The 14,674-nt window shown below is 73.7% G+C and carries 13 protein-coding genes; 10 read left to right on the forward strand and 3 right to left on the reverse strand.

Annotated features, from left to right (window positions below; all coding sequences use genetic code 11):
• Positions 1–120: 120 nt before the first annotated feature.
• Complete coding sequence (locus ABZ876_RS19830) at positions 121–696, forward strand: hypothetical protein (RefSeq protein WP_361782436.1); 576 nt, start codon at positions 121–123, stop codon at positions 694–696.
• On the forward strand, positions 689–1,837 hold the full coding sequence (locus tag ABZ876_RS19835) for a damage-control phosphatase ARMT1 family protein (RefSeq protein ID WP_361782439.1): 1,149 nt from the start codon (positions 689–691) through the stop codon (positions 1,835–1,837). The genes ABZ876_RS19830 and ABZ876_RS19835 overlap by 8 nt, the downstream gene beginning before the upstream one ends.
• A 3-nt stretch (positions 1,838–1,840) precedes the next feature.
• Here the strand turns inward: ABZ876_RS19835 and ABZ876_RS19840 are convergent, their stop codons facing one another.
• Both ABZ876_RS19840 and ABZ876_RS19845 read right to left on the reverse strand, forming a co-directional pair.
• On the reverse strand, positions 1,841–3,103 hold the full coding sequence (locus tag ABZ876_RS19840) for a cytochrome P450 (RefSeq protein ID WP_361782442.1): 1,263 nt from the start codon (positions 3,101–3,103) through the stop codon (positions 1,841–1,843).
• Entirely contained in the window at positions 3,100–3,879 is a 780-nt protein-coding gene (locus tag ABZ876_RS19845) for an alpha/beta hydrolase (RefSeq protein WP_361782445.1), read from the reverse strand. Before ABZ876_RS19845 ends, ABZ876_RS19840 begins: the two co-directional genes overlap by 4 nt.
• Positions 3,880–4,054: 175 nt before the next feature.
• On the opposite strand from ABZ876_RS19845, the gene cyc2 reads away from it, so the two are divergent.
• From cyc2 to ABZ876_RS19870, 5 genes are all read left to right on the forward strand, one after another.
• Positions 4,055–6,223: a germacradienol/geosmin synthase Cyc2 gene (gene cyc2, locus ABZ876_RS19850; protein WP_361782448.1), complete on the forward strand. Its 2,169-nt coding sequence runs from the start codon at positions 4,055–4,057 to the stop codon at positions 6,221–6,223.
• A 128-nt stretch (positions 6,224–6,351) separates the two neighbouring features.
• On the forward strand, positions 6,352–6,759 hold the full coding sequence (locus ABZ876_RS19855) for a hypothetical protein (RefSeq protein ID WP_361782451.1): 408 nt from the start codon (positions 6,352–6,354) through the stop codon (positions 6,757–6,759).
• A 405-nt stretch (positions 6,760–7,164) separates the two neighbouring features.
• On the forward strand, positions 7,165–7,692 hold the full coding sequence (locus tag ABZ876_RS19860) for a PDZ domain-containing protein (protein WP_361782454.1): 528 nt from the start codon (positions 7,165–7,167) through the stop codon (positions 7,690–7,692).
• A 132-nt stretch (positions 7,693–7,824) separates the two neighbouring features.
• A complete protein-coding gene (locus tag ABZ876_RS19865) occupies positions 7,825–8,970 on the forward strand; it encodes an aminopeptidase P family protein (protein WP_361782457.1) in 1,146 nt (381 codons plus the stop codon).
• Between the two features lie 101 nt (positions 8,971–9,071).
• A complete protein-coding gene (locus ABZ876_RS19870; RefSeq protein WP_361782459.1) occupies positions 9,072–9,995 on the forward strand; it encodes an aminoglycoside phosphotransferase family protein in 924 nt (307 codons plus the stop codon).
• A 72-nt stretch (positions 9,996–10,067) separates the two neighbouring features.
• Here ABZ876_RS19870 and treZ read toward each other — a convergent pair whose 3' ends face one another.
• Positions 10,068–11,813, reverse strand: a complete 1,746-nt coding sequence (gene treZ, locus ABZ876_RS19875) for a malto-oligosyltrehalose trehalohydrolase (protein ID WP_361782462.1) — start codon at positions 11,811–11,813, stop codon at positions 10,068–10,070.
• Positions 11,814–11,985: 172 nt separating this feature from the next.
• Here treZ and ABZ876_RS19880 point away from each other — a divergent pair, with 172 nt between their 5' ends.
• The 3 genes from ABZ876_RS19880 to ABZ876_RS19890 all read left to right on the forward strand — a co-directional run bounded on the left by ABZ876_RS19880 (position 11,986) and on the right by ABZ876_RS19890 (position 14,569).
• Positions 11,986–12,537, forward strand: coding sequence for a DUF1707 and FHA domain-containing protein (locus tag ABZ876_RS19880; RefSeq protein ID WP_361782464.1), 552 nt, complete (start codon positions 11,986–11,988; stop codon positions 12,535–12,537).
• A gap of 227 nt (positions 12,538–12,764) precedes the next feature.
• Positions 12,765–14,090 carry a M14 family zinc carboxypeptidase gene (locus ABZ876_RS19885; RefSeq protein ID WP_361782467.1) on the forward strand — a complete coding sequence of 442 codons (1,326 nt, stop codon included), beginning with the start codon at positions 12,765–12,767 and terminating at the stop codon, positions 14,088–14,090.
• Positions 14,087–14,569: an SSI family serine proteinase inhibitor gene (locus ABZ876_RS19890; protein ID WP_361782470.1), complete on the forward strand. Its 483-nt coding sequence runs from the start codon at positions 14,087–14,089 to the stop codon at positions 14,567–14,569. The genes ABZ876_RS19885 and ABZ876_RS19890 overlap by 4 nt, the downstream gene beginning before the upstream one ends.
• Positions 14,570–14,674: the final 105 nt, after the last annotated feature.

The raw sequence follows: 14,674 nt of genomic DNA on the forward strand, positions 1-14,674 counted from the left end.
CGGCGGGTGCGTACCGAGGAGTACGGGGGAAAGGCGATGCGCGTTCACCGTGCTGTCCAAGGAGCGCGCCGGACTCCCTGTCGCTCGGAGCCGGGCGGTGGGGGCCGTTAGCGTAGGGTCATGACAACGCAGGGCGCCCGAGGGGCCGTCGAGGTGATATGTCCGGGCTGTGCGTCGGCCGGGGCGCGGGCGGTGCCGGAGGTCTGCGCCGACCACGCCGCCGGGCGCGAGGGCCTGGCCGACCGGCTGGCGCGGTCGCCGGGCGTACCGTCCCGGTTCGACAGCTTCCTGCACTTCGTGGAGGGCATGCTGATGGTCGGCGTCGGCGTCGCCCTCGCCTACGGCGGCGTCGACGACGACCAGCCGTTCTTCACCGTCGGCGGCTCGCTGCTCGCCGTGCTGGTCTTCGCCGGCACGATCGTCGTGGTCCGCGGCGAGGGCCGTGAACGGGCCCTGGTGGCGGCGGGCGCGCCCCGCGCCGACGCGCTGTGGCGATCGGCGTACTACTGCGCGGGGTGCGCGTCGGTGTTCTGCCCCGGCGGAGCTCCGTGGCAGGGTCGGCTGACGCCGGAGCAGTTCAAGAAGCTGGTGTGGACCGAGGCCGGATACGGCAAGCAGCTCGAGGAACGGTTCACGGACGTGGAGCTGCCGCCCGGCATCCCGGCCGGCCCTGGAGGAAGCCCCGACCATGCCTGACGCCACCGTGATCCTCTCCGACGAGCCGGGTTCCTTCGCGCACGGCGTGCTCGCCGCGCGGCACCCCGCCCTCATCCGCGCGGTGCGGGACGCCTTCCCCTACGGCCCGGGGCAGCGCCAGGCTCTCGACGCGCTGCTGACCAGCGCCACCGAAGGCGTCATCGAACCGCTCGGCACGGAGGCCGACGAGCAGTGGGCGGCATGGGGCGCGCGCGAGTACCTCGGCCGCTCCTGGTTCGAGGTCCCCTTCCTGTGGTCCGAGAGCTACTTCTACCGCCAACTGCTTCAGGCCGTCGGCTACTTCGGCCCCGGCGCCTGGCAGGGCATCGACCCCTTCCGCCCCTTCAAGCTCGCCGAACTCGACGCTCCGGAGACGGACGAGGAACTGGCGGCGCTCGACCGGCTGACGGGACGGCCCGAACAGGAGCAGGCGGATGCGCTGCTCCACGGCTCGCTCTGGGGCAACCGCGCGGACCTCGGCTTCCGGCTCTCCGTGCCCGGTGCCGCCACGGCCGTCTCCCAGCTCGTCGCCGACGACAGCGACAGGCTCTGGTCGCTGCTGCCCGCCGACACCGTCTGCCTGGTCGCGGACAACGCCGGCCGGGAGCTGATCCCGGACCTGCTTCTCCTCGACCATCTGCTGCACCACGGGCGGGCCCGGCGGGCGCTGCTGCACGTGAAGCCGTACCCCTACTACATCTCCGACGCCACCACGGCCGACGTCGTGGACGCCGTACGCCGGCTGACCGCCGCCAAGGGCGCGGCCGCCGACGCCGGGGAGCGCCTGTGGGCGGCGATGGCCGAGGGCCTTGTCGAGGTCAGGGCGCACCCCTTCTCCTGCGCCCCGCTGCCGTACGCGGACATGCCGGAGGACCTGCGTACGCAGTTCGCCGCGGCGGACCTGACGATCTTCAAGGGCGACCTCAACTACCGGCGCCTGGTGGGCGACCGGCTCTACCCGCCGACGACCCCGTTCGCGGACACCACCGCCTGCTTCCCGGGCCCGGTGGCCGCGCTGCGCACCCTGAAGTCCGACGTGATCGTCGGCCTGGAGGCGGCCACCGAAGCCGCCCTGGTCGCCGCCGAGGGACAGCGGTGGCGCACGAACGGCACACACGCGCTGATCCAGGTCCGGCCCTGACCGTCATGTCAGGTGCAGCCGCAGCGACTTGATGCCGTTGATGAAGTTCGAGACGAGCCTGGCGGGCGGCGCGGCCGGACGGAGGGTGGGCAGGGTCCGCAGGGTCTCCTCGTACAGCACACCCAGTTGCAGCCGGGCGAAGTGCGCGCCGAGACAGACATGCGGGCCGTCCCCGAAGGAGACGTGCGGATTCGGCGTCCGGAACGGTTCGAGCCGGTCCGGCGCGGTGAACACACGCTCGTCCCGGTTGGCGGAGGCGTGGAAGACGACCACCTTGTCGCCCGCGCGGATGCGCTGCCCGGCCAGCTCGGTGTCGCGGGCGGCGGTCCGCCGGAAGCTGAGCACGGGCGGATGCCAGCGCAGCAACTCCTCGACGGCCAGCGGCAGTCGGCCGGGCCGTTCGCGCAGTGCGCCGTACGCCCGCGGATGATCCGCCAGGGCCAGCAGTCCGCCGGGTGCGGCGGCGCGTACCGTGTCGTTGCCGGCGATCGTCAGCAGGAAGAAGAACATCTCCAGTTCGGGGCCGGTGAGTTCGGGGTCCATGGCGAGCGTGGTCATGATGTCGTCGGCGGGGTGGTCCCGCTTGTGCGCGGCGAGTTCCTGCGCGTACCCGAACATGTCCCGCAGGGCGGTGGGCGAGCGCGGGTCCATCGGTCGTCCCCCGGCGCCCAGCCGCGGTCCGCCCGCCTCGTCCGGGTCCTGGTAGCCGATCACGCGCTGGGTCCAGTGCAGCAGCAGACCACGGTCGGACCCGGGCACACCGAGCAGGTCGGCGAGGTTGAGGAGGGCGTACTCGTCGGTGACGGCGGCGACGACGTCACCCGTGCCGTCACCGGCCCGCGCCCGGTCCACGGCCCCGGCGAGCAGGGCCTGGGCACGGGCCCGGGCCACCTCGGCGAACCGGTCGATGCGCCGTGGTGTGAAGGCGCGGCTGACCAGTCTCCTCAATCGCCCCTGGTCGGGCGGGTCCTGATTGAGCATCATGCGCCGGATGAACGGCAGATCCCCGGGATCGGGGTCACGGATCTGGGTGGCACCGAGGTACGAGGAGTACGTCGCCGAGTCCTTGAGCACGTGCACGACGTCCGCGTGCCGGGTCACCGCCCAGAAGCCGGGCCCCGCCGGCCAGCCGAGCACCTCGGGCTCCTCCTGCCAGGCGACCGGGTGATGGTCACGCAGGATGCGGTACGCCGTGTGGGGCACTCCGTCGGCGTACCGGCGCGGGTCGAAGACGTCGGGGACGGGCGGCGTCTGCCGTGGGTTCACGCGGGGGTGTCCCCGGCCCGCAGAAAGCCCTCCACGGTACGGATCAGGTCGAGGGGCGTCTCGTCCATCGCGTAGTGGCCGGCCGACGGCAGTTCGACCAGCGAGCCGCCGGGATACCAGCGCAGCCAGGTCTCGCGCATCAGCCCGGCCGTCAGCGCGGGGTCGAGTGCGCCGGTGACGGCCAGCGCGGGCACCGTGGAGCCCTTGACCTCCCTGTGGAAGTCCTCCCCGGCCCACGAGTCCAGCCACGCCCGGAACGCCGTGGCGTCGCTGTGCGCCAGCGACCGCGCGACCATCCGGTCCAGCCAGGCGGCCGGGGCCCGGCCGCCGGTGGTGACGTCGAGGATGAGGCGCCGGTTCTCCGCCTTGTGCGCTGCGCCCGCGAACAGTTCCCACTGGTCGGCGGGCAGCGGCAGTCCCGAGGCCGGGACGGGCGAGACGCCGACGATTCTGCGCAGGCGTTCGGGGACGAGTGCCAGCAGCCGCTGCGCGACCGCGCCGCCCATCGAGTGCCCGACCACCGAGAACCGGTCCCAGCCCAGCCGGTCCGCCAGCGCCACGAGGTCGGCGGCGGCCTCGGCGGTGCCGAACGCACCGGAGGCGCCCTTCGCCGCCCCGTATCCCCGTAGATCCACCAGGGCGTAGGTGAAGGCGTCGCGGTCGAGATCCGGCAGTACGGTCGCGTACGCGGTCCGGTCGGCGAACCAGCCGTGCACCGCGAACACCATGTGGGCACCATGGCCGTGCACTTCATGAGGCAGCACGAAGGAGGTCATGCGACCACCGTGGCCCTCGGCAGAACGAGCGGCAAGGGGGCGTCACGCTTCCCGTGCGCCGGAACGCCGCCCGGCCCCGGGGCCGCGTAACGGACCGGTGACCCCGATTCACGCGATGGTGTGATCACATCCCGTCACACGGATGCCCCGGTTGGCCCACGGGTAGGGCCCGGCCATGACGCAGCCGTTCGAACTCCCGCACTTCTACATGCCGTACCCCGCGCGGCTGAACCCGCATCTCGACGAGGCGCGTGCCCACTCCACGGAGTGGGCACGCGCCATGGGCATGCTGGAGGGCTCCGGCATCTGGGAACAGTCCGACCTCGAAGCGCACGACTACGGGCTGCTCTGTGCGTACACCCACCCCGACTGCGACGGCCCGGCGCTCTCCCTGATCACCGACTGGTACGTGTGGGTGTTCTTCTTCGACGACCACTTCCTGGAGGCCTTCAAACGCACCCAGGACCGCCACGGCGGCAAGGCCCACCTGGACCGGCTGCCGCAGTTCATGCCCCTCGACCCGGCGACCCCCGTGCCCGCCCCGGAGAACCCCGTCGAGGCGGGGCTCGCCGACCTGTGGGCGCGCACCGTGCCGTCGATGTCCCCGCACTGGCGGCGCCGGTTCGCGGTCGCGACCGAGCACCTGCTCAACGAGTCGCTGTGGGAGCTGTCCAACATCAACGAAGGACGGATCGCCAATCCCGTCGAGTACATCGAGATGCGCCGCAAGGTCGGTGGGGCACCCTGGTCCGCCGGCCTGGTCGAGTACGCGACCGCCGAAGTGCCCGCAGCCGTGGCCGGGTCACGGCCGCTGCGGGTGCTCATGGAGACGTTCTCCGACGCCGTCCACCTGCGCAACGACCTGTTCTCCTACCAGCGCGAGGTCGAGGAGGAGGGCGAACTCAGCAACGGCGTCCTGGTCCTGGAGACCTTCTTCGGCTGCACCACCCAGGAGGCGGCGGACACCGTCAACGACATCCTCACCTCGCGACTGCACCAGTTCGAGCACACCGCGCTCACCGAGGTGCCCGCCCTGGCCCTGGAGCAGGGCCTCACTCCGGACGAGGCCGCCGCGATCGGCGTGTACGCACAGGGCCTTCAGAACTGGCAGTCCGGTGGCCACGAATGGCACATGAGGTCCAGCCGCTACATGAACCAGGGCGCCCGCGCCCGCCGCCGCCTCGGACTCTCCGGGCTCGGCATCTCCGCCGCCGATATGCGCGGACTGCTCGCCGACGCCGGGGCCGAGCGAGCGCGCGCCTACACCCATGTCCCCTTCCAGCAGGTGGGGCCCTCGCTGATCCCCGACCTCCAGATGCCCTACGAGCTGCAACTCAGCCCGCATCTGGACGGGGCCCGTCGGCGGCTCACCCCCTGGGCGCAGCGGACGGGCATCCTCCAGGAGGGCGTCTGGGACGAGGACAAGCTGCTCGCCTACGACCTCCCGCTCTGCGCGGCAGGCCTGGACCCGGACGCGACCCCCGATGCGCTGGACCTCAGCTCCCAGTGGCTCGCCTGGGGCACATACGGGGACGACTACTACCCGCTCGTCTTCGGGCACCGGCGCGACGTGGCGGCGGCGAGACTGTGCACCGAGCGGCTGTCCTCGTGCATGCCGCTCGACGGCGCGGAACTCCCGGTGCCGGCCAACGCCTTGGAGAGCGCGCTGATCGAGCTGTGGGCGCGCACCACCGCCGGCATGACGCCCGACCAGCGGCGCACGCTGCGCGCCGCCGTCGACACGATGACCGAGAGCTGGCTGTGGGAGCTGTCCAACCAGCTCCAGAACCGCATCCCGGACCCCGTCGACTACCTGGAGATGCGCCGCGCCACCTTCGGCGCCGACCTCACCAAGAACCTGTGCCGCATGGGACACGGCCCCCAGGTGCCGCCCGAGGTGTACGGCAGCGGCACGGTTCGTGCCCTGGAGAACGCGGCCATCGACTACGCGATGCTCACCAACGACGTCTTCTCGTACCAGAAGGAGATCCAGTACGAGGGCGAGATCCACAACGCCGTGCTCGTCGTGCAGAGCTTCTTCGGCTGTGACTACCCGACGGCCGTACGGATCGTGGGCGACCTGATGAACCAGCGCATGCGGCAGTTCCAGCACGTCGCCGCACAGGAGCTGCCCGTGCTGTACGAGGACTTCGCACTCTCCCGGGAGGCCCGCGCCGTCTTGGACGGGTACGTCGTGGAACTCCAGAACTACATGTCCGGCATCCTGAACTGGCACCGCGGCTGCCATCGCTACGGCGCCGCCGACCTCGCCCGGCGCGCCCACGGCTTCGTTCCGGACCTGGCTCCGGCCGTCACCTGGCGGCCGGAGCCGGTGTCCCACTGACCGCCCCCGGGCCGCCGCGGCGAACCCCCTCGAGGGTTTCCGCGGCGGCCCGGGCACCTCGGTCGCAGGAGCCCCGCTCGCCCGAGTGCTCCACCGCGGTGTGCGCGAGGGATCGACCTGCCGCGTACGTGTGTCACCTTGGTGCCCCCGCCACGGCGGGCGAACGGGCCCTGGAACACGCCAGACTTCTGTTGCTGCGGCTGGACGCCGTCCGCGCCGACATCGCCCGGATGGTGGCCGCGCACCCGTCCGGCGTCACCCTCGCGGTCACGCCGACCGCGCTCGCGCCGCACGTCCTGGCCCCGCTGCCCGCCGCCGGGGTCACGCTGCGGGTGCCGACCCGGGACGACATCCCCGCCGCCGTCGCCATGGGCGATACCGATCTGGGCCTGGTGGACGGTCTCGCCGCGCCCAGCGATCCGCTGCTGCGGCCCGACGTGGCGCCGCTGACCACCGGGGGCGCCGGGGGGAGCCCGCGTGCGTCGCGCTGCGCGGACTCATCCGCTCGCCGGGCGTGCGGGGCCGCGGCTCGGTGACCAGGCCGACGCCCGCCGGCTGGACGCACCGGACGCGGGTCTGCCACTCGCTCAGCTCCGTGCCGCCGCCGGCAGCGCGGGCCGGACTTCCGGACGGCCCCTGCGGCACGAGGGCACCGATCTGCGGACTCTCCTCGCGCCGCCGGCCGACGCCCGCCGGCCACGGCCCGACCCCGCTGGCCCCGCTCCGCGGCCACCGCAGTGCCCGGCACGGTCGCGGTCCCGCTCACGGCACCGCGCGTCGTCCACCGCACGCACGGAACCGCTGCACACCGGGAGCCCACGGGGCGCCGCGGCGTCCCTGGCGGAAGAGCTCCTGGCCCACGCCACCGTCTCACTCGTTCGAGGATCGTGAGGAGGCGACGCGCGGGGTAGAGCTCTGCCGGAGCGAGCGGGAGGTGAGTCATGGAACGGGGCAGGCGCCTGACGACCCTGCTGTGCGCCCTGGTCGTGGGGGCGTTCGTGGTGGTGTCGGGGGCGGAACTCGGCACGGTGGGCGCCACGGTGATCGGCATGAACAGGCTCGGAGACCTGAAGCGGCGCGCGGCGGCGCCCGGGCCGTCCACCTCCGGGGCCGTCGTCCGGTCGCGGGCCGCCGCCGGCGCGCCGATACGCACCGCCCCCACCCGGGCGCCCGACGACACCGCGCGCGGCGCGCCGCCGCCCGCGCGGGCCACGCTCGGCGTCGAGGCCGTGGACTCCGCGTCCGGGGGCGCGCTCCTGGTCGGCGTGCGCATCCCGGGCCCGGGCCACACGGCCGGTCTCGTGCGCGGCGACGTCGTGCTCGCCGTCGACGCGACACGCCTCGGCTCGGCCGCCGACCTCGCGCGGGCGATCGCCGCCGTCCGCCCCGGCACCACCGTCACCCTCACCGTGCGCCACGCGAACGGCGCCCGTCTGCGCCTGACCGCGACTCCCGGCGTCCTCACCTGAGCCTCGCCGCCGCTCGTGCGCCCTCGGGGCGCCGCGGGCCGTCATGGTCGCGATGGGCTCGCGTCCGTCCCGGCGGAAGGGCAGGATGCTGCCCGTAGACCCTGGGAGGACCCGCACCCGCGGAGGTTATGGATGACCGGCACGCCCGTCCCGCCCGACAGAGGCGACCCCGCACCCTTCACCGCCGAGGACTACGCGGCCCGTATGCGGCGCGCCGGGGAGGCCGCCGACGCGGCCGGTCTCGCCGGGCTGCTGATCGCGCCCGGGCCCGACCTGGTGTGGCTGACCGGGTACCGGCCGGTGGAGACCGAACGCCTCACCCTGCTGGTGCTGCGCGCCGGGCACGACCCCGTCCTCGTCGTGCCCACCCTGGAAGCGCCCGACGCGGCGAAGGCGGCCGGCGCGCCCGCGCTGACGCTGCGCGACTGGACCGACGGCAAGGACCCGTACGAGGCCGCCGGCTCCCTGCTGCGGCCCGACGGCCGCTACGGCATCAGCGACAACGCCTGGGCTCTGCACCTGCTCGGCCTGCGCGAGCGGCTCCCGGACGCCGGACACGTCGCTCTCACCCGCGCCCTGCCGATGCTGCGGGCGGTCAAGGACGCCGCGGAACTCGACCGGCTGGCGGCCGCCGGAGCCGCCGCGGACGCGACCTACGAGGAGATCAGAAAGGTCCGCTTCGCGGGCCGCCGGGAGCGGGACGTCGCCGCGGATCTCGCCGGTCTGCTGCGGCAGTTCGGGCACACGCAGGTCGACTTCACCATCGTCGCCTCCGGCCCCAACGGCGCCAATCCGCACCACGAGGCCGGTGAACGCGTCATCGAGCGCGGCGACATGGTCGTCCTGGACTTCGGCGGCCTCAAACACGGCTATGGCTCGGACACCTCCCGCACCGTCCACGTCGGCGAGCCGACCGAGGAGGAGCGCACGGTGCACGATCTGGTACGTGCGGCCCAGGAGGCGGGCTTTTGCGCCGTCCGGCCGGGTGCCGCCTGCCAGGACGTGGACCGTGCGGCCCGTGCGGTCATCGCCGGCGCCGGATACGGCGAGTACTTCATCCACCGGACCGGACACGGCATCGGCGTCACCACACACGAACCGCCGTACATGATCGAGGGGGAGGAGCAGCCCCTCGTTCCCGGTATGTGCTTCTCCGTGGAGCCCGGGGTCTATCTGCCCGGCCGCTTCGGTGTCCGGATCGAGGACATCGTGACGGTGACGGGGGACGGTGGGCGCCGCCTCAACAACACCCCCCGCGAGCTGGCGGTGGTGGACTGAGAGGGCAGGGGCCGGCCGCGCCGCGACCGCGAAGCGGAGACGGCCAGGCCGGCCCGGCACCAGGAGCCCCAGCACACCCCCGAGACGACAACGGCGCGATCATGACCCAGGCACCGACACCGACGGCGGAGACCGTACGCCGACTGGCCCGCTCCCTGCTCCCCGGCGAGGCCGGATTGGATGTGGCGCCCGCCGCCGAGGGCGCGGGGCACTCCACCTGGTGGGTCGGCACCCGCCATGTGCTGCGGCTGGCCACCGACCGCGACGCCTCCGCGCGCCAGCGTCGCGAACTTCGGCTGCGCGCCCTGGTACGGCCGCACGCGGCGGCCGCGGTCCCCACGAGCGTCGCTCACGGGGAGTGGGCCGCCGGTCTCGGCTACACCCTCGACACCCGGCTGCCCGGTACGACCGTCGAGGAACCGGACATCTCCGCGGTCGGCGAGGCCGACCTCGCGGCGCTGCTCACCGGGCTGCGCGAGGTGCCCGTGCGTCAGATCGAGGCGCTCGGTGTGCCCCGCCTGCCGCCTCGCCCCCTGGAGGCGCTCCGGGCCGCCGCCGTGAGCGCCGCCGCCCGCCTCGCCGAGGCCGACGAGTTCGACCCCACGCGCCTTGCCCAGCTCACCGCGCCCGCAGCCCGCCAGCTGGTCCCGCAGCCCGGCGCCGCCGTCCTGGTCCACCACAACCTCGGCGGCGACCACCTCGTGGTGAGCGGCGACGGGCGGGTGCGCGGCGTCCTCGGCTGGACCGACGCGGTCATCGGCGACCCGGCCGAGGACATCGCCTCGCTCGCGGTCGCCGTCGGCGCCCCCACGGCCGTGCGCGCCGCGACCCTCGCGGGCTACGGTGCCCGCCCCTGCCTGCGCGGACTGTGGCTCGCCCGCTGCGACACGCTCACCCGCCTCGCCGACGGGCTCGACGGCCGCGACCCCACCCCGCCGCCCGTCCTGCGTGCACGGCTGCGGCGCGCATGGGAGGCGATCATGCTGGAGCGGCTCACGGAACTTCCGGACGACGAGACGCCGTAGGTGCCCGCACCGCGCGAGCCGCCCGTCCCGCACCGGCGGCCCCGGCGCCCCGTCACCCGTGTGCCGGCCTCGTCACCCCTGTGTCAGCACCACGCACGACTCGCCCGGCAGGTGCAGCACCCCCGTCTCGTCCGGCGGCTGCACGGATTCCCACGCGGCCAGTACGCGCGCGTGAGGGAGGCCGAGGGGGATCTGTGCGGGTTCCTTGCCGAGGTTGACGGCGACCCGGACGTCGCCGCGGCGGAAGGCGAACCAGCGGGCGTCCTCGTCGTAGGCGACCTTCACGTCCTCGAGGTCGGGGTCGGTGAGGTCGGGCTGGTCGCGGCGCAGGGCGATCATGTCGCGGTACCAGGCCAGCACGCGCGCGTGGGGCTCGCTCTCCGGCTCGGACCAGTCGAGGCAGGAGCGGTCGCGGGTGGCCGGGTCCTGCGGGTCCGGCACGTCCTCCTCCGCCCAGCCGTGGGCGGCGAACTCCCGGCGCCTGCCCCGTCGTACGGCCTCGGCCAGTTCGGGATCGGTGTGGTCGGTGAAGAACTGCCAGGGCGTCCCCGCGCCCCACTCCTCGCCCATGAACAGCATCGGCGTGAACGGTGCGGCGAGTACCAGCGCCGCCGCGCACGCCAGCAGGCCGGGGGAGAGGGACGCCGAGAGCCGGTCGCCGAGGGCGCGGTTGCCGACCTGGTCGTGGGTCTGGGCGTAGCCGAGCAGGCGGTGCGCGGAGAAGCGTGTGCGGTCCAGCGGGCGCCCGTGCCGGCGGCCACGGAACGTCGAGTACGTGCCGTCGTGGAAGAAGCCGCCCGTCAGTGTCTTGGCGAGGGCCGCGAGCGGTGCCCGGGCGAAGTCCTCGTAGTAGCCCTGCGATTCGCCGGTCAGCGCCGTGTGCAGCGCGTGATGGAAGTCGTCGTTCCACTGGGCGTGCAGACCGAGTCCGTGCTCCGCGCGCGCCGTGACGACCCGGGGATCGCCCAGGTCCGATTCGGCGATCAGGAACAGCGGCCGGCCGACCTCGGCGGCCAGCGTGTCCACCCCCGACGACAGCTCCTCCAGGAAGTGCAGCGCGCGTGAGTCGTGGAGCGCGTGCACCGCGTCCAGGCGCAGCCCGTCGAGCCGGTAGTCGCGCAGCCAGGCCAGCGCGCTGCCGATCAGATACGCGCGCACCTCGTCCGAGCCCGGCGCGTCCAGGTTCACCGCGGCGCCCCAGGGGGTGTGATGTGTCTCGGTGAAGTACGGGCCGAAAGCAGGCAGATGGTTGCCCGAGGGGCCGAGATGGTTGTGGACCACGTCCAGCACGACCCCGAGGCCGAGTTCGTGGGCGCGGTCGACGAACCGTTTCAGCGCCTCGGGTCCGCCGTAAGGCTCGTGCACCGCCCAAAGGCTGACGCCCTCGTAGCCCCAGCCGTGCCGGCCCGGGAACGGGCACAGCGGCATCAACTCCACGTGCGTGACGCCCAGTTCCACGAGGTGTTCGAGTCGCCGCGCCGCCGCGTCCAGCGTGCCCTCGCGGGTGTACGTCCCGACATGCAACTCGTACAGCACCGCACCGGGCAGCCCGCGCCCCGCCCACTCGGCACGCCACGTGTACCGCCCGTGGTCGACGACCGCGCTCAGGCCGTCCGGACCGTCCGGCTGGCGCCGCGAGCGGGGATCGGGCAGCACCGGGCCGTCGTCCACGGCGAACCCGTACCGGGTGCCGTCCCCGGCCTCCGCCTCACCGGTCCACCACTCCGGCCGCTCCGGGTCGCGCGCCAACACGCGTGCGACGCCGTCGCAGTGGAGCGTCACCCGGGTCGCCTGCGGTGCCCACACCTCGAACTGCACGGACGGTTCCCCCTCGTCTGCTCATCGTGATGTAGCGCGTCCATCGTGCTTCATCGCAGATCGATCGGCCGCCGGATCCACCCTTTTGACACGCCCGAAGGCCCCCGAAGGCGCCGCCGGTCGTTTTGTCGTTTCCTGGACAGCAAAGGCCGGCTGACCGACAATCACCTCCGTGACGTCGTCTTTCGAGTTCCATACGTACCCCGCGCGGCTCTCGGACGCCGAACGCGACAGGGCACTGAAGGTGCTCAGCGACGGCGTCGCCCTCGGGCGTCTGTCGCACGACACGTTCCTGCGGCGCATGGAGCTGGCACTGGTAGCCAGGCAGCCGCACGAACTGGCCGCGCTCACCGCCGACCTCACCACCGAGAGGCGCTGGACGCGCCTTGTCTTCGGAACCGTCGAGGCCGTCTCCGGTTTCACCGTGCGGCTTCGCCGAGCATGGCAGGCCGAGCGGCTGCCCAAGCTGCTGCTGCCGAGCCCCGGCAACCCCTATCCGCTGCGCATCGGCCGTGACCCCGCGAGCGGCCTCAGGCTCAGCCATGAGACGGTCTCCCGCGTGCACGCCGAACTTCGGCACCAGGGCGGCCTGTGGGTGCTGCGCGATCTCGGCTCGACCAACGGCACCACCGTCAACGGCCGCCGGGTGATCGGCGCCGCGGTCGTCCGCGACGGAGACCAGGTCGGCTTCGGGACGATGACCTTCCGGCTGGCGACGGAGTAGCCGGACACCGTGCCGCGCCGGGGCGGGCCTCCCTGCCCGCCCTGCCGCACCGCGCCCCGTTCCGCCGTCCGAGTGCCGTCCCGTCCCCACCCCGGCCCGCCCCCCTCCGCGGTGTTGACGTAGCCTCCCGGCCCGTGACTGACTGTGCGTACACCGTGTACACCAGGTGAACCGACGGCACCACATAGTGGAGGTGTGCCCTGTCGCCACTCCTCCGCTACCCGACCGTGGACGAGCTCGGCGCGCATGCGGCCGCGCTCGTCGCCCGCCGGCCCCGTGACGCACGGCTGCGCCGCGTGGGCACGTCCCGGGGCGGCACGCCCCTGTGGCTGCTCTCCGTGGGCCACGGCGGCCGCCACGCCCTCGTCGTCGCCGGGCCCCACGCCAACGAACCGGTCGGCGGAGCCACCGCCCTGCGCCTGGCCGAACGGGTGCTGTCCGACCCCCGCCTGAAAGACGGCACCGACACCACCTGGAACCTGCTGCTCTGCCTCGACCCCGACGGCGCGCGCCGCAACGAGGGCTGGCTGTCGGGCCCGTACACCCTCGGCCGGTACTTCCGGCACTTCTTCCGGCCCGGCTTTCTGGAGCAGCCCGAGTGGCTGCCCGACGGCGCGGAGCGCGCCGCCCTGCCCGAGACCCGCGCCCTGCTCGACCTTCAGGACGAGCTGCGGCCCTTCTTCCAGTGCTCCCTGCACGGCGTCGACGTCGGCGGCGGATTCGTCGAGCTGACCCGCGACCTGCCGGGCATCGCCCAGCGACTCGCCCAGGCCGCCGCCCGGCTCGGCATCCCGCGGGAACTCGGCCCCTACGACACGCTCTACTGGCCGACCCTCGGGCCGGCCGTGTACCGCATCCCGCCGCCCCGTCGCGGCGACCTGGCCGCGGCGATCACGGAGGCCGCGGTCGAGTCGACCTGGTTCCACCCGCATCGCTACGGCACCGTCACGGCGGTCGTGGAGGCACCCATGTGGGGTGTGTCCGCCGTGGAGGACGCCTCGCCCCTCCCGGACCCGGAGGCGGTGCTCCGGGCCGTCAGCGGGACGCTGCGCCGCGACACCCGGCTGCTGGCGGGATTCCTGGAGCGTATCCGCCCCCATCTGGCCACCGTCCCGGACGCCGACCGGCTGCTCGCCCCGGTGGACGACTATTTACTGGTCGGCCCCGGACTCGCCGACTCCTGGGACCCCGACGTCTACGGCGCCGGGCAGCGGCCCCTGCCGTCGCTGGACACCGCCCGGCTGACCGCCCTCGGGATCTCCGGGCGCCGCGTCGCACTGCGTACCGCCGGACTGCTGCACCAACTCGCCCGGGCCGCCGGGCCCGCGGCGGCCGGGGTGCTGCCGGAACTCGACGGGCTCATCGACGGCTGGTGCGCCGACTACCGCGACGGTTACCGGGCGCGCTGGATCCCGGTCGCGCGCCAGGCCGAGTACCAGGCGCGCGTGGTGCTCGCCGCGGTCGAACTCGCCGGGCGGTACGCGCCGGCGCGCTCCCGTTCGGGTGAGTCCGGCTGGGGTCCTGAGGCCGCGGTGCCGATGCATACGGAATGACGACGAAGACCACCCTGGCCCTGCGCGGTGCCCTGATCGCCGCCGCAGCCCTGCTTCCCGTGGTGCCGGCCCAGGCCGCACCCCGACCGGCCGTCACCGGCAACTGGCTCTATCTGACGGTCACCAACGGGGACGAGCGCTCCCGGGACATCAACGGCACGCTGCTGCTGTGCGACCCGCCTCAGGGGCACTCCCAGGCCGCCCGGGCCTGTGCGGAACTCGAGGCGGTGCAAGGGGACATCGGCCGCATCCCGCCCGGTCACTCGCTCTGTCCGATGCTCTACGCCCCCGTGACCGTGTCCGCGCGCGGCGAGTGGGACGGCCGCCCGGTCGAGTACAGCCACACCTTCGCCAACGCATGCGAGCTAGAGGCCAGAACCGGGGCGGTGTTCGCTCTCGCCGACCGGGCGGTTCCGGGCGTACGGCACCCGGTCGCGCCCGGCGTGCGGCATCACGTGGTTCCGGGCGTACGGCACTGAGCCACGCCCCGCGCGCGTGCCCGGTGTCCGTCACGGCACGCGCGCGGGCCGCCGGATGAAGGCCGCCGTATCCGGCTCGCCGTGTGCGGTTCGCCGTCGCAGGGC

The organism is Streptomyces sp. NPDC046931 (assembly GCF_040644655.1).
Taxonomy (GTDB): Bacteria; Actinomycetota; Actinomycetes; order Streptomycetales; family Streptomycetaceae; genus Streptomyces.

Excerpts from the sequence above, each read along its gene's own strand:
- cyc2 (WP_361782448.1), top strand. The coding sequence starts at position 4,055 with ATGACGCAGCCGTTCGAACTCCCGCACTTCTACATGCCGTACCCCGCG.
- ABZ876_RS19845 (WP_361782445.1), bottom strand. The coding sequence starts at position 3,879 with ATGACCTCCTTCGTGCTGCCTCATGAAGTGCACGGCCATGGTGCCCAC.
- ABZ876_RS19890 (WP_361782470.1), top strand. The coding sequence starts at position 14,087 with ATGACGACGAAGACCACCCTGGCCCTGCGCGGTGCCCTGATCGCCGCC.
- ABZ876_RS19835 (WP_361782439.1), top strand. The coding sequence starts at position 689 with ATGCCTGACGCCACCGTGATCCTCTCCGACGAGCCGGGTTCCTTCGCG.
- ABZ876_RS19870 (WP_361782459.1), top strand. The coding sequence starts at position 9,072 with ATGACCCAGGCACCGACACCGACGGCGGAGACCGTACGCCGACTGGCC.
- ABZ876_RS19865 (WP_361782457.1), top strand. The coding sequence starts at position 7,825 with ATGACCGGCACGCCCGTCCCGCCCGACAGAGGCGACCCCGCACCCTTC.
- ABZ876_RS19860 (WP_361782454.1), top strand. The coding sequence starts at position 7,165 with ATGGAACGGGGCAGGCGCCTGACGACCCTGCTGTGCGCCCTGGTCGTG.
- ABZ876_RS19830 (WP_361782436.1), top strand. The coding sequence starts at position 121 with ATGACAACGCAGGGCGCCCGAGGGGCCGTCGAGGTGATATGTCCGGGC.